This is a genomic window from Rhodococcus sp. ACS1 (assembly GCF_002300155.1).
GTDB lineage: Bacteria > Actinomycetota > Actinomycetes > Mycobacteriales > Mycobacteriaceae > Rhodococcus_F > Rhodococcus_F koreensis.
The window spans coordinates 226,779-244,500 of the sequence record NZ_NSDZ01000010.1 but is presented as its reverse complement, the minus strand read 5'-3'; the positions used below and the strand labels follow the sequence as shown (position 1 = coordinate 244,500).

General features: G+C 67.4%; 15 protein-coding genes and 2 tRNA genes. 5 read left to right on the top strand and 12 right to left on the bottom strand.

The window, feature by feature from the left end:
• Positions 1-73: 73 nt before the first annotated feature.
• The 9 genes from CJ179_RS39410 to CJ179_RS39365 form a co-directional block, all read right to left on the bottom strand.
• Entirely contained in the window at positions 74-1,261 is a 1,188-nt protein-coding gene (locus CJ179_RS39410; RefSeq protein WP_083395823.1) for a phytanoyl-CoA dioxygenase family protein, read from the bottom strand.
• Between the two features lie 80 nt (positions 1,262-1,341).
• The gene (locus tag CJ179_RS39405; RefSeq protein WP_083395963.1) at positions 1,342-2,118 is read right to left on the bottom strand and encodes a M23 family metallopeptidase; all 777 of its coding nucleotides are present in this window, start codon (positions 2,116-2,118) and stop codon (positions 1,342-1,344) included.
• Positions 2,119-2,406: 288 nt separating this feature from the next.
• Positions 2,407-4,341: a bifunctional sugar phosphate isomerase/epimerase/4-hydroxyphenylpyruvate dioxygenase family protein gene (locus CJ179_RS39400; RefSeq protein WP_095865134.1), complete on the bottom strand. Its 1,935-nt coding sequence runs from the start codon at positions 4,339-4,341 to the stop codon at positions 2,407-2,409.
• Positions 4,342-4,348: 7 nt separating this feature from the next.
• Complete coding sequence (gene aroQ, locus CJ179_RS39395; RefSeq protein WP_072947109.1) at positions 4,349-4,789, bottom strand: type II 3-dehydroquinate dehydratase; 441 nt, start codon at positions 4,787-4,789, stop codon at positions 4,349-4,351.
• Between the two features lie 67 nt (positions 4,790-4,856).
• Positions 4,857-6,137, bottom strand: a complete 1,281-nt coding sequence (clpX, locus tag CJ179_RS39390; RefSeq protein ID WP_005248181.1) for an ATP-dependent Clp protease ATP-binding subunit ClpX — start codon at positions 6,135-6,137, stop codon at positions 4,857-4,859.
• A 240-nt stretch (positions 6,138-6,377) separates the two neighbouring features.
• Positions 6,378-7,040 carry an ATP-dependent Clp protease proteolytic subunit gene (locus CJ179_RS39380; RefSeq protein ID WP_072947079.1) on the bottom strand — a complete coding sequence of 221 codons (663 nt, stop codon included), beginning with the start codon at positions 7,038-7,040 and terminating at the stop codon, positions 6,378-6,380.
• Between the two features lie 48 nt (positions 7,041-7,088).
• Positions 7,089-7,676 carry an ATP-dependent Clp protease proteolytic subunit gene (locus tag CJ179_RS39375; RefSeq protein WP_011594411.1) on the bottom strand — a complete coding sequence of 196 codons (588 nt, stop codon included), beginning with the start codon at positions 7,674-7,676 and terminating at the stop codon, positions 7,089-7,091.
• A 184-nt stretch (positions 7,677-7,860) separates the two neighbouring features.
• Positions 7,861-9,255, bottom strand: a complete 1,395-nt coding sequence (gene tig, locus CJ179_RS39370) for a trigger factor (protein WP_095865133.1) — start codon at positions 9,253-9,255, stop codon at positions 7,861-7,863.
• Between the two features lie 60 nt (positions 9,256-9,315).
• Positions 9,316-9,392, bottom strand: a tRNA-Pro gene (locus tag CJ179_RS39365).
• Between the two features lie 139 nt (positions 9,393-9,531).
• Between CJ179_RS39365 and CJ179_RS39360 the strand changes: the two genes are divergently transcribed.
• Positions 9,532-9,602 (top strand) — tRNA-Gly (locus tag CJ179_RS39360).
• 248 nt (positions 9,603-9,850) lie between these two features.
• Positions 9,851-10,687 carry a hypothetical protein gene (locus CJ179_RS39355; protein WP_095865132.1) on the top strand — a complete coding sequence of 279 codons (837 nt, stop codon included), beginning with the start codon at positions 9,851-9,853 and terminating at the stop codon, positions 10,685-10,687.
• A gap of 8 nt (positions 10,688-10,695) precedes the next feature.
• Here CJ179_RS39355 and CJ179_RS39350 read toward each other — a convergent pair whose 3' ends face one another.
• Together CJ179_RS39350 and CJ179_RS39345 are read right to left on the bottom strand one after the other, a co-directional pair.
• Positions 10,696-11,493 carry an Fpg/Nei family DNA glycosylase gene (locus CJ179_RS39350; RefSeq protein ID WP_095865131.1) on the bottom strand — a complete coding sequence of 266 codons (798 nt, stop codon included), beginning with the start codon at positions 11,491-11,493 and terminating at the stop codon, positions 10,696-10,698.
• Positions 11,494-11,499: 6 nt separating this feature from the next.
• The gene (locus CJ179_RS39345) at positions 11,500-11,973 is read right to left on the bottom strand and encodes a ribose-5-phosphate isomerase (RefSeq protein WP_005248193.1); all 474 of its coding nucleotides are present in this window, start codon (positions 11,971-11,973) and stop codon (positions 11,500-11,502) included.
• Positions 11,974-12,040: 67 nt separating this feature from the next.
• Here CJ179_RS39345 and CJ179_RS39340 point away from each other — a divergent pair, with 67 nt between their 5' ends.
• Entirely contained in the window at positions 12,041-13,015 is a 975-nt protein-coding gene (locus tag CJ179_RS39340; protein ID WP_095865313.1) for a M48 family metallopeptidase, read from the top strand.
• Positions 13,016-13,027: 12 nt separating this feature from the next.
• Here the strand turns inward: CJ179_RS39340 and CJ179_RS39335 are convergent, their stop codons facing one another.
• A complete protein-coding gene (locus tag CJ179_RS39335; protein ID WP_095865130.1) occupies positions 13,028-13,684 on the bottom strand; it encodes a DsbA family protein in 657 nt (218 codons plus the stop codon).
• Positions 13,685-13,784: 100 nt separating this feature from the next.
• On the opposite strand from CJ179_RS39335, the gene CJ179_RS39330 reads away from it, so the two are divergent.
• Both CJ179_RS39330 and pepN read left to right on the top strand, forming a co-directional pair.
• Positions 13,785-15,020 carry an NAD(P)/FAD-dependent oxidoreductase gene (locus CJ179_RS39330; RefSeq protein WP_095865129.1) on the top strand — a complete coding sequence of 412 codons (1,236 nt, stop codon included), beginning with the start codon at positions 13,785-13,787 and terminating at the stop codon, positions 15,018-15,020.
• Between the two features lie 72 nt (positions 15,021-15,092).
• Positions 15,093-17,720 carry an aminopeptidase N gene (gene pepN, locus CJ179_RS39325; protein WP_095865128.1) on the top strand — a complete coding sequence of 876 codons (2,628 nt, stop codon included), beginning with the start codon at positions 15,093-15,095 and terminating at the stop codon, positions 17,718-17,720.
• Positions 17,721-17,722 lie beyond the last annotated feature (2 nt).

Here is a 17,722-nt window from a genome sequence, read left to right as displayed (position 1 = left end):
GTCTCGTCCAATCGCACCGGACGGTGCTGTCGTAGTGAATCCGCGTGTCCGTCGATCACGCCTCGGAGCCCGTTCACGGTTGCCGCCGCGCGGTCTGCGCGGCCAGACGCTCCGCGAGCACCGCCGGACCGACGCTGTCCCGCAACGCTTCCCACACCGTGTCCACCTGGGTGGCCGGCGCGAGACTGTGCACCGGCTGATCGTGGTCGAGGTTGGTCGGGAACGGGTAGCACTCGGCGGTCGCGACGACGGCATTGCGGAGAGTCCGCTCGCTCGCCCCCACACTCTGCCGGGCCAGCAACGTCGGATACACGGCGTTCGCCATGGCCTCACGGTCCAGCACTTCCATCGCCCGGCCGAACGGCGACGAGATCTGCAGCAGATTGGCCATCCGCCGGATCGACTCCGAACGGTTGTGGCCCGCACCGTGGTAGAGCGCCGGGTTGAAGAACACCGCGTCGCCCTTGCGGAGCGGCAACTGGACGTGACGGTCGCGGAAGAACTCGACGAACTCCGGCCGCGAGAATGCCACATAGCCCGCCTCGAACAGCTGCGAGTACGGCAGATACAGGGTGGGTCCGCTCTCGACGGGCATGTCGCAGTGCGCCACCGCGCCCTGCAGCGTCAGCGCCGCCGACATCCGGTGCAGATGCGCCGGATACTCGGGCAGCTCGTGCGAAGGCACGATGCCGAGGTGGTAGTCCCGATGCGGAACCTGCGCGGCCCCACCGGGATTGACCACGTTGACCTGCGACGTCACCTGGTACAGCGGCCCCAGCCAACTCTGGCAGATCAGCGCGAGGATGTCGTTGGCGTAATAGTCGGCGAACACGTCCGGTGCGCCGAGAGCCAGCTTCTGCGCGGCGTTCCAAATGCGGTCGTTGGCGCCCGCCTTGCCGAAGTGGTCACCCACCACACCACCCGACGCATGCTGCTGCGCAATGAGGAGGTCGAACTGTTCGGTGGCACGATCCACCACGGCGGGGTCGCCGAAGGCGTTCTGGAATACCACGATTCCGGGACCGTCGGTGAGCGCGCGCACGAGTTCGGTCTGCACGGCACGGCGGGACTGCGCCTCGTCGAGGTGCGGAATCAGCGATTCGCTGCGGTACACCGGAACGTTCTGCTCCATCGAGTGGGCGAACGGATAGTCGGTCAGATTCGTCGAGCGGTCCACGGAGGCGCGGAACGCGTCGAGGTCGCAGTCCGAGTCGTGGATCCACTCACGCCGGCCGGTCGGCGGAGGAGAAATGAGGGTCATGGAGACAGTCTTGCGGTGATGCAACCAGCAGACAACACCAGAAACCCATCATTTTCACCTCAGCAGGCAGCGAGGTGCCCCTAGCTGCCCTGCCCTCCGGGCACGGGGACGCCGCGCGAATTGAGCCAGCCCGCCGGATCGATCTTGGTTCCGTTCGCCGTCCACACCTCGTAGTGCAGATGCGGTCCGGTCGACTGCCCCCGGTTGCCCATGGTGGCGATCTGGTCGCCGGCCCGGACCGGCTGCCCGACCGAGACCAACGAGGTGTCGATGTGGCCGTACACGCCGATGGTGCCGTCGTCCTGCTGCAGGCGGATCCACAGCCCGAAGCCCGACGCCGGACCGCTCTCGATCACGGTGCCGTTGGTGACGGCCTTGATCGGAGTGCCGATGGAGTTCGCGATGTCGATGCCGTTGTGGTTGGTACCCCAGCGCTGGCCGAAGCCGGACGTGAACGTGCCGTCGGCCGGGAACAGGACCGCGGGTCGGCGAGCCGCCTCCTCGGCCGCAGCCTGACGTGCGGCCTGTTCGGCCGCCTCCCGGGCCAGGCGCTCGGTCTCGGCCTTCTGGGCCACCAGCCTCTCGACCTCACGCTGGGCGGCGCGCTGGATCTGCTCGGTGTGGTCGGTGAGTTCCGGGCGTTCGACCTGCAGGAACTGCGGCGGCGGAGTGAGCGACACACCCGCCTCGGTGGATGCGTGCGCCACCTCCCCGGTGGCGGCGGAGGCGATGGCGCCGGACACGAGCAGCGCAGTAGCCGCCAGCGAGGTCGCCACCACGTGCCGGCGGGCGGACTTCGCAGAACGGGTGCGCCGGGCATGCCGGGCCTGCGGGACGGTGTTCGCGTGTAGAGCCAAGACCACATTCCTCCGTCGAGTTCGTGACTGATAACGAAACGGTCACGGTTTCGACACAGGTTAGTACGTATTGGCCAAAAACCCACGTGTCGCATTGACGCCTGTGCTGTCGGTCGCCGACTCCGGTCGGATTTTTCGACCCCATCAGTCACATGCACCCCGGGAGCGCGCATCGACGACAGTGGTCACGCTCCAGACGTGTCGGACGTCACTGTCACCGCGCTCAACGGAAAGACGACGGCGCCCGTGGTCGTGACCACGGGCGCCGTTATCTGTCGGGTCGGCCGCTCAGCCGGCCGCCCGCAATTGGGCAGCCAGACGCATCGCGGAGTTCGCGTCCCCGTACCCCTCGTAACCGCCGACGCGTTGCACGACCTCGAAGAACAGGTCGGCGCCCACCGTCTGGGTGAACAGGTGGAAGAACTCGCCGTGGGCGTCAGCGTCGTACATGATGCCGGAACCGCTCATGCGGTCGAGGAGTTCGCGGGAGAGTCCGAAGCGGGCCTCGAGGTCGTCGTAGTAGTTCGGCGAGATGACGAGCGGCTCGAAGCCGTTCGACTGCATGGTCGCCGCGGCGGTGAAGATGTCCGTGCACGCGAACGCGACGTGGCTGATCCCACCGCGCCGGGCCGCGGCGATGTGGGAGTTTCCCGACACCGCACCCGGAACCATGTTGAGCGAGATGCGCAGCGGACGGTCGACGCCGTCGGCGCCCGTCTGATCCATCGTCAGCGCCTGACTACGCATCATCCCGACCGCGTCCGTGACGTCGAGGCCCTCGTGCGGCGCCATCGCGAACACCGAGCGGAGCAGCAGCATGATGCCGTCCCAGTTGTCCGACGGGACGGCGAGCGCCACGTGATCGACCCCGGTAAACACCGGCACCTCGTCCTGCCAGCGCGACTCCGTCGGATACAGGTCGAACGCCGACTGCCACGACGCGGCGCTACCCGGACCGCGCAGATCCAGCGACGTCGCATCGGTGATCTTGAGACGCACCACATCGGACTCGGGAGCGGTGTCCACACCGGGCAGCAGGACCTCGTGCACCGGGACCTCGAGCGCCGCGGCGCGCTCCCCCCACGCGTCGGGGTCGCTCGACCGGATGCCGATCTGGGTGAGCACCGGAAGGTGCGCCGGCAGACCCGGCGCCGTCCACACCGTGCCCGCGGTGGCGTCGACCACAATGGTCATCCGGCCGTGCCGCCACAACTGGAGGTCGTGGCTGCGATGCCGGCCCACCAGACGGAATCCGATGTGCTGCAACGCTTGCCGGAGGTCGGAATCCTTACCGGGACCGGCGGCGAGCCGGAGCGACACGATGCCTTCGAGCGGTGCGCGCGGCGGCGGCTCGAACAGCGCCAGACCCCGACCGGTGTCCTCACCGTGCTCGGCCTGCACCCGGGCGACCTCCTCCTGGAGGTACAGCAGCGAGCGGTGCGCGTCGGCGGCCGTGCGACCCGTCGACGACTGCCGGAACGTGTCGTTGAAGATCTCCAGCGACCACGGCCCGGTGTATCCGGCCGCCTGGACGTGGGCACCGAACGTGGCGAGATCGAAGTTGCCCTGCCCCGGGAAGTTCCGGTGGTGCCGGCTCCACTGCAGGATGTCCATCGACATCCGGGGCGCATCGGCGAGCTGCAGGAAGAAGATCTTCTCCCCCGGGATGTCACGGATGCCGGACGGGTCGTCGCCGCGGGAGAGGATGTGGAAGCTGTCGAGGCAGGTACCGAGGGCGGGATGGTCGGCGTCCTGCACGATCTTCCACGCGTGCCGGTACCTGTTGACGTGCGTGCCCCAGGCCAGCGCCTCGTAGGCGATGCGGAGCCCCCGGCCGTGTGCGTGCTCGGCGAGGGTGTGGAGTTGCTCGGTCAGGCGGGCGTCGTCGCGCACCGCCTCGGGCAGTGGCGACGAGCAGACCAGCAGGGTGTCGCAGCCGAGCTGCTCCATGATGTCGAACTTGCGCTCGGCCCGGATCAGGTTGCGCGCGAACGTCGCGTCGTCGGCCGAATCCAGATCGCGGAACGGCTGATACAGATCGAGGGTGAGCCCGAGATCCGCTGCGCGGGATGCCAATTCACGCGGCGACCACGGCGAGCTCACGAAATCGGGTTCGAACACCTCGAATCCGTCGAACCCGGCTGCCGCGATCGCGGTGACCTTCTCCTCCAGCGATCCACTCAGGGACACCGTGGCAACGCTCGTACGAACCTGTCGTCCCATGGCGCCGTCAGCCCTTGTTGCAGATGAAGTCGACGGCCAGCGAATAGCCGAGGATGCCGAGTCCGGCGATCACTCCCGTGGCGACCCCGGACACGTACGAGTGGTGCCGGAACTCCTCGCGGGCGTGCACGTTGCTGATGTGCACCTCGACGAGGGGCACCTCGAGCGTCACCAGGGCGTCGCGCAGCGCCACCGACGTGTGCGTGAAACCACCCGGGTTGATCACGACGCCCGACGCCGTGGTGCGGGCCTCGTGCACCCAGTCGATCAGGTGACCCTCGTGGTTGGACTGCCGCGCGACGATCTCACGTCCCGCCTTCGCGGCGGCGGTGCGGCACAACTCCACGACGTCGTCGAGCGTCTCCCGCCCGTACACCTCGGGCTGCCGTTGCCCCAGCAGGTTCAGGTTGGGGCCGTTGAGAACAAAGATCGGTCCGGGAGCGGTCATCGCGCGCATTACCTCCATTTGTACGAACTAGTGAGTTAGTTCGCACCCAGGATACAGCGCGCCCCGCCTAGGCGGACTTGTCCCGGCGTTCTCCCCGCTCCGGCTTGCGCGGGACGATGGTCGGGAGCACGTTGTCATTGACCGTCTCCGCGCTGACCACGACCTTTTCGACGTCGTCCCGGCTCGGGATGTCGTACATGACCGGAAGCAGGACCTCCTCCATGATCGCGCGCAGACCACGAGCACCGGTGCCGCGGAGGATCGCCTGATCGGCGATGGCCTCGAGCGCGTCCGTGGTGAACTCCAACTCCACGCCGTCCATGTCGAACAACCGGTTGTACTGCTTGACCAGTGCGTTCTTCGGCTCCGACAGGATCTGGACGAGCGATTCCTTGTCGAGGTTGGTCACCGACGCCACGACAGGGAGACGGCCGATGAACTCGGGGATGAGCCCGAACTTGATCAGGTCTTCCGGCATGACCTCCGCGAAGTGGTCCTGCGTGTCGATCTCCGCCTTGGACCGCACCTCGGCACCGAAACCGATGCCCCGCTTGCCGACGCGATCGGAGACGATCCGCTCGAGGCCGGCGAACGCGCCCGCCACGATGAACAGGACGTTCGTCGTGTCGATCTGGATGAACTCCTGATGCGGGTGCTTGCGACCTCCCTGCGGCGGCACGCTGGCCTGCGTGCCCTCGAGAATCTTCAGCAGAGCCTGCTGCACACCCTCACCGGACACGTCCCGTGTGATCGACGGGTTCTCGCTCTTGCGGGCGATCTTGTCGACCTCGTCGATGTAGATGATGCCGGTCTCGGCGCGCTTGACGTCGTAGTCGGCGGCCTGGATCAGCTTGAGGAGAATGTTCTCGACGTCCTCACCCACGTAGCCGGCCTCGGTGAGCGCCGTCGCATCGGCGATCGCGAAGGGAACGTTGAGCATCTTCGCCAGCGTCTGGGCCAGATACGTCTTGCCGCAGCCCGTGGGACCGAGCATGAGGATGTTCGACTTCGCCAGCTCGACCGTCTCGCCGCGCGCATCACGACCCTTGTCGCCGGCCTGGATGCGCTTGTAGTGGTTGTAGACCGCGACGGCGAGAGTCCGCTTGGCGGCATCCTGGCCGATCACGTAGTTCTCGAGGAAATCCCGGATCTCGGCCGGCTTCGGCAGCTCGTCGAGCTTCACCTCGCTGGACTCGGCCAGCTCCTCTTCGATGATCTCGTTGCACAGGTCGATGCACTCGTCGCAGATGTACACCCCAGGCCCAGCAATGAGCTTCTTGACCTGCTTCTGGCTCTTACCGCAGAAAGAGCACTTGAGCAGATCCCCGCCGTCACCGATGCGTGCCATCTCGTCAGGTCCCTACTTCCTTCGTCTACGTGCAACCATCGAACCGATCCCACGCCGTGCGCGCACCGACCGAAAACGAAAGCCCGTTATGTGACCGTACCCGCAGATCGCGAGCGAGGTCGACTGGTTGTCGGTGATTCGCGCACCGATCTTCCGGGAAAGCCAGCCTTGCCGATCCCGCACCCGGCTCGCGGCAACCGCGCCGTCACGGCGTGTCGCCCGAGCCGGGGCGGCAGGAAATCACTTCTGGGCGCTGAGTTTGCGGTACTCGAGCACGTCGTCGATGATTCCGTAATCCTTGGCCTCGGCGGCCGTGAGGATCTTGTCGCGATCGGTGTCCTTGCGGATCACGGCGGCGTCCTTGCCGGTGTGCTTCGCGAGAGTGGTCTCCATCAGGCGACGCATCCGCTCGATCTCGGCAGCCTGGATCTCGAGGTCGGAGACCTGACCCTGGATGCCGCCGGTCGCGGGCTGGTGGATGAGGACACGAGCGTTCGGCAGGGCCAGACGCTTGCCGGGGCTACCGGCCGCCAGCAGCACCGCGGCAGCGGATGCGGCCTGGCCGAGGCACACCGTCGTGATGTCGGCGCGCACGTACTGCATGGTGTCGTAGATCGCCATCAGCGACGTGAACGAACCACCCGGCGAGTTGATGTACATGGTGATGTCGCGGTCGGGGTCCAGCGACTCGAGAACGAGCAGCTGAGCCATCACGTCGTTGGCCGACGCGTCGTCCACCTGCACGCCGAGGAAGATGATGCGCTCCTCGAACAGCTTGTTGTACGGGTTGGACTCCTTCACGCCGTAGCTCGAGTGCTCGATGAACGACGGCAGGATGTAGCGCGACTGGGGGCCTGTAGGCGCCTGGCCTCCCAGGCTGCGGGGATCGAACAGGTTGGTCATCAGTTCTCCAAAGGATGTGTGGGAGCGGTCAGTGAGGAAGCCGGGCTGCTACTGCCCGGTCCCGCCCGCCTGCGCCGCGCGGGAGACGACGTGGTCGACGAAACCGTATTCGAGAGCCTGCTGTGCGGTGAACCAGCGGTCGCGATCCGAATCGGCGGTGATCTGCTCGACCGTCTGACCGGTGTGCTCGGCGATCAGCTCGGCCATTTCGCGCTTGGTGTGCGCGAACTGCTCGGCCATGATCGCGATGTCACTCGCGGTACCACCGATTCCGGCGGACGGCTGGTGCATCATGATCCGCGCGTGCGGGAGGGCGTACCGCTTGCCCTTGGCCCCGGCGGAGAGCAGGAACTGGCCCATCGACGCGGCCAGACCCATTCCGAATGTCGCGACGTCGCACTCGGCGAACTGCATCGTGTCGAAGATAGCCATGCCGGCGCTGACCGATCCGCCGGGCGAGTTGATGTAGAGGGAGATGTCCCGGCTGGGATCTTCTGCCGACAGCAGCAGGATCTGGGCGCACAGCTTGTTCGCGATGTCGTCGTCGACCTGGGTACCGAGGAAGATGATGCGCTCGCGCAGCAGGCGCTCGTACACCGAGTCGCTGAGGTTCAACCCAGCGGTGGCTGAAGTCATGGCGGGACTCTGCAAAGTCTCCAGGTGATTGGAAGTCACGGTACCTGCCTTCTCCGTAAATCGTTGATTGCTGACACAGACACTAACGAAGGAGGGCGGCACCGGAGTCCCGGTGCCGCCCTACTTCGCTCAAAGCGGAAAACATCTCACGGCCGAACGCGAGGGAAACACCCCGCGACCAGCATTACTTCTGGTCTTCGCCCTCGGCGGAATCCGACGCGACCTCGTCCGTGGACGCGGTCCCTTCGGCTTCGGCCTCACCGTTGCCGAACAGTTCGGCGGTGTCGACAGCGGCACCCGAGGTGTCGGTGACGGTGGCCTGCTCGACGACACCGGCGAGAGCCTTGCCGCGACGCACGTCGGCGAACACGGCGCCGAGCTGACCGGCCTGCTGGATCTGCTGGATGAACTGCTCCGGCGCCATGCCGTAGCGCTGCGCCTGGAACAGGATGCGCTCGGTGAGCTCGTCCTGACCAACGGTGACGTCGGAGGCGTCGGCGATGGCGTCCAGCAGGAGCTGGGTCTTCACCGAGCGCTCGGCGCTGTCCTTGGCGTCCTTGTCGAACTCTTCGCGGCTCGTGCCCTGCTCCTCGAGGAGCTTGTTCAGCGCTTCCTCGTCGTGGTCGAGTCCGTGCACGGCGTCGTGCAGCGCAGCGTCGACCTCGGCCTTGACGACGGCCTCGGGCAGCGGGACCTCGACGGTCTCGAGCAGGGTCTCCAGGACCTTGTCGCGGATCTGACCGGCCTGCTCGACCTTGCGGACGCGTCCGACGCGCTCACGCAGGTCGGCCTTCAGCTCGTCGAGGGTGTCGAACTCACTTGCCAGCTGAGCGAACTCGTCGTCCTCGGCAGGCAGCTCGCGCTCCTTGACGGTGCCGACGGTGACGGTGACGACAGCTTCCTTGCCCGCGTGGTCACCGGCGACGAGCGTCGAGGTGAACTCCTTGGACTCGCCGGCCTTGACGCCGACGACGGCCTCGTCGAGGCCCTCGATGAGCTGACCCGAACCGACCTCGTGCGACAGACCGCTCGCGGTGGCCTCGGGAACGGCCTCACCGTCGACAGTGGCCGACAGGTCGATGGAGATGAAGTCTCCGTCCTCGACCGCACGCTCGACACCGGTGAGGGTGCCGAAACGCTGACGCAGCGACAGCAGCTGCTCCTCGACGGCCTCGTCGGTGATCTCGATCGGATCGACGGTGACGCTCAGCTCGCTGTAGTCGGGCAGCGTGATCTCGGGACGGACATCGACCTCTGCGGTGAACTCCAGGAGTTCACCGTCTTCGATCTTCGTGATCTCGATCTCGGGCTGACCGATCGCCTTCACCGAGGCGCTGGTGACGGCCTCGGAGTAGCGGGACGGGAGTGCGTCGTTGACGACCTGCTCCAGGACGGCGCCACGACCGACACGGGCTTCGAGCAACTTGGCCGGTGCCTTACCCGGACGGAAGCCGGGGAGACGGATCTGTTGCGCGAGGGCCTTGTAGGCCTTGTCGAAATCAGGCTTGAGCTCCTCGAAGGGCACCTCAACGTTGATACGGACTCGCGTCGGGCTGAGCTGCTCGACGGTGCTCTTCACGGACTGGCTCCTTCGTGTGGTCGTGCTTTTTCTGTGCGGCAGTTACCTGCCCTGTGGTTCTGGTCGGGGTGACAGGATTTGAACCTGCGACCCTCCGCTCCCAAAGCGGATGCGCTACCAAGCTGCGCTACACCCCGGTCGAAGCCGGCTCTCGCCAACCTCGCGAGGACCCGAGGTAGAATCCTACGGCCCCCCGATTATGAAATCCAAAGCGAGGTTGGGTACAGTCACTCATCGCAGACGACATGCATGGCGATCCCAGGTTGTCGTATGCACGGGGATGTAGCTCAATGGTAGAGCCTCAGTCTTCCAAACTGATTACGCGGGTTCGATTCCCGTCATCCCCTCCGCACAGGAGCGTTCCCACCCCAGGGAACGCTCCTTTTTTCTTGCACACGGGCGGTCGCGCACATCCGATTCGCTATGACATGCGTCACAGTCGATCGAGCGACCCCCCGCCTTACCCCTCGCCCCCGTTCGCCGAGCGCGTAACCCCGATATCGATCAGTACTCTGGGAGATGTCCGATTTGTCCCCTACTCGTGGATGTTGCAGCCCCCGCAGCCGGCGGTCCGCGAGAACTCCGGAGGCCCACCGTGGAACTGCTACTCATTCTCGTGATCGTGGCGGCGGTCGCCTTCCTGGTGGTGAGGAGCCGCAACAACCGCGCCGGGCAGACCGCGAACCAGCTCGAGGACGCCAAGGCGGACGCACGCCAGGCCATCGAACGACTCGGCGGACAGGTGTACAGCCTCACCGGCTCCGACACCGCCTCACAGCAGGCACTGGCCGACGCGTCCGAGCGCTACACGGCGGCGGGCTCCCAGATCGATCAGGCCGCCACCCCCGTCCAGGCACGCCTCGCCAAGCAGACGGCACTCGAAGGCCTCTACTACATCCGTGCCGCCCGGACGGCCATGGGCATGGACCCCGGCCCCGAGATCCCGTCGATCGACGGGCAGAAGTCCGCGGGCGCGGTCACCGAGGACCGTGAGGTCGAGTTCGAGGGCAGGCAGGTCGCGGCGTCACCGAACCCGTCGTCGAAGACACCGAACTACTACCCGGGCGGTCGCGTCGCGGGACGCCCGGTTCCCGCAGGCTGGTACTCGGAGCCGTGGTGGAAGCCCGCCCTCGTCGCGGGCGCGTGGGGCCTCGGTTCGATGTTCCTGTTCTCGGCGATGTTCTCCGGGATGGCCGGCGTGGGGTACGACGCGCAGGCCTTCGAGAGCGGCGCGGGCGACGCCTCGCAGGACGGCGGCGGTGACGCGGGCGCAGATGCCGGCGGCGACGGCGGCGACTCCGGTGGGGATGCCGGCGGCGATTCCGGTGGCGACATGGGCGGGGACGCCGGCGGCGACGGCGGCGGCGGATTCGACTTCGGCGGCGGGGACGGCGGTGGAGGCTTCGACTTCGGTGGCGGCTTCGACTTCTGACGCGGCCGTCAGGACGGCTGGCAGCTCGGGCACCAGAAGAGGTTGCGGCCCTTCATGACCGAGTGGGCCACCGGTGTGCCGCAGATGCGGCACGGCGATCCCGCCCGCCGGTAGACGTACGTCCGGGGGCGGTCCTTCGCGTATGCCGGATCCCCGTGATCGTCCTCGGGGCGGACGACGTGCATCTTGCCGCGGCGGACACCGACCTTCATGAGGGCGACGAGGTCGGCCCACAGCGCGTCCCACTCGTCGCGGGACAGTCCGCGGCCGGCCCTGTCCGGGTCGATCCCGCGCCGGAACAGGACCTCCGCCCGGTACACGTTGCCGACGCCCGCGATCACGGCCTGATCCATGAGCAGCGCCCCGATCGGGGTCTTCGACGCCGAGATGCGTTTCCACGCCTTGTCGGGGTCGGCGTCCTTGCGCAGAGGGTCCGGTCCGAGTCGCGCCTCGATGGCGGCGACCTGAGGCGGGTGGAGAACCTCACACGCCGTCGGGCCGCGCAGGTCGGTGCCGAATTCGGCGCCGACCATCCGCATCCGGACCTGCCCGACCGGCGGTTCCATGGGAACGGCCGCTTCGGTGAACGCTCCGTACAGGCCCAGGTGGACGTGCACGACCAGCCCGGACTCGTAGTGATGCCACAGGTGTTTACCCCAGGCCTCGGACTTGACGAGGACGCGGCCGTCGACGAGGGCCGCGTCCTCGGAGAATCGGCCCTGCGGGCTCAGCACCCGCACCGGCGAACCGGCGAACCGGCGTTGGTGTAGCCGGGCCAGCCGGTGCAGGGTGTGACCTTCGGGCAAGGACGATCAGGCCTCGGGCAGGGCCGGCGCGACACCGGTCTTCTCGAACTCGGACAGGATGTCGATACGGCGCTGGTGGCGCTCCTCGTTCGACCACTCGGCGGCGAGGAACGCGTCCACGATCGCGAGGGACTCCTCGAGGGAGTGCATGCGCCCGCCGAGTCCGATCAGCTGAGCGTTGTTGTGCTGTCGGGCCAGCTGCGCGGTCTCGACGCTCCATGCCAGGGCGCAGCGCGCACCCTTCACCTTGTTCGCCGCGATCTGCTCGCCGTTGCCGCTGCCGCCCAGCACGATGCCGAGGCTGCCCTCGTCGGCGACGACACGACGTGCCGTCTCGATGCAGAAGGCGGGGTAGTCGTCGAGGGCGTCGTAGACGTGAGCGCCGCAGTCGACGGTCTCGTGGCCTGCGGCCTTCAGATGTTCGATGATCTCGTTCTTACGTTCGAATCCGGCATGGTCGGCACCCAGGTATACGCGCATGACTGGTGATTCTGTCAGGCGTCCTCGCGAATCGTGCCGGGGCCCCGGGACGCTTATCGTGATCAGCATGTATCCCGACAACGGACAGAACTGGGGACAGGCGTATCCGGGACATCGGCAGGCCCCCGCGCAGCAGCAGTGGGGCGGCGGGAGGGGATGGAATCCCCCGGCCCCGTTGCCGGGCCTCATGCCGAACGACAGGCCCGCCCGGCACTCGTGGGAGATCCCGCTGCTCGTGGCCGCGGTCGTACTCACCGTCGTCGCCTACGTGGCGGCTATCGCGGCGCTGTTCCTCGGGGTGGTGTCCACCTGGGTGCTCATCGTGCTGGTCGCGCCGATCCTCATCGCCGTCGGCCGCGGCCAGCTGTACGGCTCGCAGCAGGTGAACGGGATCAAGATGACGCCCACCCAGTTCCCCGACGGCTACCGGATGGTGGCGGAAGCGGCCGCACGGTTCGGGATGGCCGAGCCGCCCGACGCGTACGTCGTCCTCGGGAACGGCCGGATCAACGCATTCGCGTCCGGGCACGGCTTCCGCCGCTTCGTCGTCGTGTACAGCGATCTGTTCGAGATCGGCGGCGAGGCCCGCGAGCCCGACGCCCTCGCCTTCATCATCGGCCACGAGGTCGGGCACATCGCCGCCGGCCATGCCTCGTATTGGCGGCAACTGGGACAGTTCGCCGCCAACTACATTCCCGTCGTCGGGTCCGCCCTGTTCCGGTCGATGGAATACACCGCCGACAATCACGGCTTCTGCGTGCGGCCCCAGGGCGCCCGCGGCGCGATGGGTGTGCTCGGCGCGGGCAAGTATCTGGTGAGCGTCGTCGGATTCGACGAACTCGCCGACCGGGCCACCACCGAACGCGGGTTCTTCCCGTGGTTCGTGAATCTGCTGTCGGGACATCCGGTGCTGACCTGGCGCGCCGCCGCCCTGCGGAACCGGACCCGGCACGGCCACCTGTTCGTCAAACCCGGCCAGATCTACCGCGATCCGCTGCAACTGCAGTACGCGGGCGATCCGGCCGGGCCCGTCACTCGGTGACCGGGACGCGACTCAGTCGAACTGAGGGTCCTCGTTGCGGGTGCGCTTGAGCTCGAAGAAGTGCGGGTAGCCGGCGAGCGCCACCGCGCCGTCCCACACCTTGCCCGCGTCCTCCCCCCGCGGAATCCGCGACAGCACCGGGCCGAAGAAGGCGACACCGTTGACGTGGATGGTCGGGGTTCCGACGTCCGGTCCGACGGCGTCCATGCCCGCGGCGTGGCTCTCCCGCAGCGCGGCGTCGTACTCGTCGGATTCGGCGGCGTCGGCCAGCTCGGCCGGCAGCCCCACGTCGGCGAGCGACTTGACGATCACGTCGCCCAGGTCCTTGTTGCCCTCGTTGTGGATGAGCGTGCCCATCGCGGTGTACAGGGGCAGCAGGATCTCGTCGCCGTGCTTCTGTGCTGCCGCGATCAGCACCCGCACCGGCCCCCAGGCCTTGGTCATCAGCTCGCGGTATTCGTCCGGCAGATCCCGGCCCTCGTTGAGCACGGCCAGGCTCATCACGTGGAAGTTCGCCTCCAGGTCCCGCACCTGTGTGGCCTCGAGGATCCATCGCGACGTGATCCAGCACCACGGGCAGAGGGGGTCGAACCAGAAATCAGCGACGTCCTTGGTGGTCCCGGTGTTCGTCCCAGCACTCACGTGATGCTCCTTCTCGGTGATGTACACATTCCCGTCCAGTCAACACCTCGCTGCCGGGAATCCTTCCCGGAGACCCCGCCGACGGCAGTAGGGTCGGAAGTGGTCGACCGGAAGGGAGCATCCTCACATGTCCTCCACTCGCACGTTCGTCGTCGTCGGCGGTGGCCTCGCCGGAGCGAAAACGGCAGAAGCTTTGCGTGACAAGGATTTCGACGGATCGATCATTCTCCTCTCGGAGGAGGAACACCTCCCCTACGAGCGGCCCCCGCTCTCGAAGGAACACTTCGCCGGAAAGAAGGCTCTCGGCGACTTCACCGTCCACCACGGCGACTGGTACCGCGACCATCACGTGGACCTGCGGTACGGCACCACCGCCACCGCCCTCGACCTCGGCGCCCACACGGTGACGCTGCCGGACGGTTCCACGCTCGGGTACGACAAGCTCGCGCTGGCCACGGGTTCGCGCTCACGCCGCCCACCGATCACCGGTTCCGACGCCGAAGGCGTCCACTACCTGCGCACTGTCGACGAATCGGACCGGTTGATCGCCGCGGTCGGCGACGGCAGGCGGCTCGTGGTGATCGGCGCCGGCTGGATCGGTCTCGAAGTGGGAGCCTCCGCCCGGGAGAAGGGCGCCGACGTGACGGTCGTGGAAGCCGCCGAACTCCCGCTCCTCGGCTCGCTCGGCCCCGAGATGGGCACCGTGTTCGCGGAACTGCACCGCGAGCACGGTGTTCAGCTGCATCTCGGCGCCACGGTCGATCGGATCGTCGTCGAGGACGGCAAGGCCACCGGCGTACGACTCGGCGACGGGACGGTCCTGCCCGCCGACGCGGTCCTCGTCGCCGTCGGCGCCGCGCCCAACGTCGAGATCGCGGAACGGGCCGGGCTCGACGTCGACGGCGGAGTTCTCGTCGACGCCGGATTGCAGACCAGTGACCCCGACGTCGTCGCGGTCGGCGACATCGCGGCGCAACTGCATCCGCAACTCGGCACCCGGATCCGGGTCGAGCACTGGGCGAACGCCCTCAACCAGCCGGCGGTCGCCGCCGCGACCATGCTCGGCCAGGAGGCCGAATACACCCGGCTGCCGTACTTCTTCACCGACCAGTTCGACCTGGGCATGGAGTACACCGGGTACGCGCCGTCCGACGGGTACGAGCGGGTCGTGGTGCGCGGCAACCTTCCCGGACGGGAGTTCCTCGCGTTCTGGCTCGACGCGGACAACCACGTCCTCGCCGGCATGAACGTCAACATCTGGGACGCCACCGATCAGATCAAGCAACTGGTGTCCTCGGCCGCCCCGGTCGATCCCGACCGGCTGGCCGACCCCGCGGTGCCGTTGACCGACCTGTCCGGTTAACGCCCCGGGCCCACTCGTGATGGGATGGCAGCATCGAGTACGAGCACCGCCGCCGATCACGAGGAGACCTCTGTGGCCCCACCGAACCTGACCCGCGAACAGGCAGCCGAACGAGCCGGACTGCTGACCGTCGACAACTACCTGATCGAACTCGACCTCACCGACGGGACAGGTCAGCCCGGAGTCGGGACGACAATTCAGCCCGGAGTCGAGACGACAATTCAGCCCGGAGTGGAGACGTTCTCCTCGCGGACCACCGTCACGTTCGGGGCCACCCCCGGCGCGTCCACGTTCGTCGACATCGTCGCTGCGCGTGTGCATTCGGCAACGCTGAACGGCTCCCCCGTCGACGTGTCGGATTACGACGAGTCCACCGGCATCACGCTCACCGGTCTCGCGGAACGCAACGAACTGGTGGTCGAGGCGGACTGCGCGTACTCGCACACCGGCGAAGGTCTGCACCGCTTCGTGGACCCGACCGACGACGCCGTCTACCTGTACTCGCAGTTCGAGACGGCCGACGCCAAGCGCATGTTCGCCTGCTTCGACCAGCCCGACCTGAAGGCGACTTTCGACGTGCACGTCACGTCCCCCGCCGACTGGAAGGTGATCTCCAACTCCGCGACCGTCGAGACGGTGGCGGCCGAACCCGGCAGGCACATCTTCCGCACCACACCGAAGATGAGCACCTACCTCGTCGCGCTGATCGCGGGCCCGTACGCGGAGTGGACCGACAACTACTCCGACGAGCACGGCGACATCCCCCTCGCGATCTACTGCCGCGCCTCCCTCGGGCAGCACATGGACGCCGAGCGCCTGTTCACGGAAACCAAGCAGGGCTTCGACTTCTACCACCGCAACTTCGGCACCCCCTACGCGTTCGGGAAGTACGACCAGCTGTTCGTCCCCGAATTCAACGCGGGCGCAATGGAGAACGCCGGCGCCGTGACGTTCCTCGAGGACTACGTCTTCCGGTCCAAGGTGACGCGGGCGTCGTACGAGCGGCGCGCCGAGACCGTGCTGCACGAGATGGCGCACATGTGGTTCGGCGACCTCGTCACCATGCGCTGGTGGGACGACCTGTGGCTCAACGAGTCGTTCGCGACATTCGCCTCCGTGCTGTGCCAGAGCGAGGCCACCGAATACACCAACGCCTGGACCACGTTCGCCAACGTCGAGAAGTCCTGGGCGTACCGGCAGGATCAGCTGCCGTCCACCCACCCCATCGCCGCCGACATCCCGGACCTCGCCGCGGTCGAGGTGAACTTCGACGGCATCACGTACGCGAAGGGCGCCTCCGTCCTCAAGCAGCTCGTCGCGTACGTCGGGCTCGACCCCTTCCTGTCCGGTCTGCGGGACTACTTCCGCGACCACGCCTTCGACAACGCCACGTTCGACGACCTCCTCGGCGCACTCGAGAAGTCCTCGGGCCGCGACCTGTCCGACTGGGGCACCCAGTGGCTCAAGACGACCGGGCTCAACATCCTGCGTCCCGAGTTCGACGTCGACGCGGACGGGAAGTTCACCCGGTTCACCGTTCTGCAGTCCGGCGCCGCACCGGGTGCCGGTGAGCACCGGGTGCACCGCATCGCGGTCGGCGTGTACGACGACCGGGACGGCAAGCTCGTCCGCACGAAGCGGGTGGAACTCGACGTCGACGCCACCGAACGCACCGACGTCACCGAACTCGTCGGTGTCGAACGCGGTCAGCTGATCCTCGTCAACGACGACGACCTCACGTACTGCTCGCTGCGGCTCGACCCCGACTCGCTGGCCGCCGCCATCGAGCGGATCGGCGACATCGAGGAGCCGCTCCCCCGCACCCTGGTGTGGTCGGCGGCGTGGGAGATGACACGGCAGGCCGAACTCAAGGCGCGGGACTTCATTGCCCTCGTGCAGCGCGGCATCGGCGCCGAAACCGAGGTCGGCGTGGTCCAGCGACTGCTGATGCAGGCCCAGACCGCGCTGCACAGCTACGCCGAACCCGGGTGGTCCAAGGAACACGGCTGGCCCGACTTCGCGAACCGCTTGCTCGAACTGGCGCGGGAAGCCGAGGCCGGGTCGGACCATCAGCTGGCGTTCGTCAACGCGCTGGCGGGCGCGCAGCTGTCGCCGTGGCACACCGAGGTCCTGCAGGAACTGCTGGACGCCGCACCGGAAACGGTCGGGCTGCCGGGGCTCGTCGTCGACACGGATCTGCGCTGGCGTCTCGTCACCGCCCTCGCCGGGGCCGGTGAGATCGACGCCGAAGGCATCGAGACGCCGTTCATCGACGCCGAAGCCGAACGCGACCCGACCGCGGCAGGGGCCCGCAACGCCGCCGCCGCGGCCACCGTCCGCCCGCAGGCCGCGGTGAAGGAACAGGCCTGGAACCGGGTAGTCGGCGACGACTCCGTGCCGAACATCACCGCCCGCTCGATCATCGGCGCGTTCGCCGGTCACGGTCAGTCCGACATCCTCGAGCCGTATGTCGCCCGCTACTTCGCGGACATTCCCGCGGTGTGGGAGCGGCGTTCGAGCGAGGTCGCACAGACCGTGGTGGTGGGGCTGTACCCGTCGTGGTCGATCAGCGAGGAGTCCGTGGCGGCGGCCGACGAGTTCCTGGCCGGCGACCGTCCGCCGGCCCTGCGCCGCCTGGTGGTCGAGGGCCGCGCGGGAATCGTCCGTTCGCTCGCGGCCCGGAAGTTCGACGCGAGCTGATC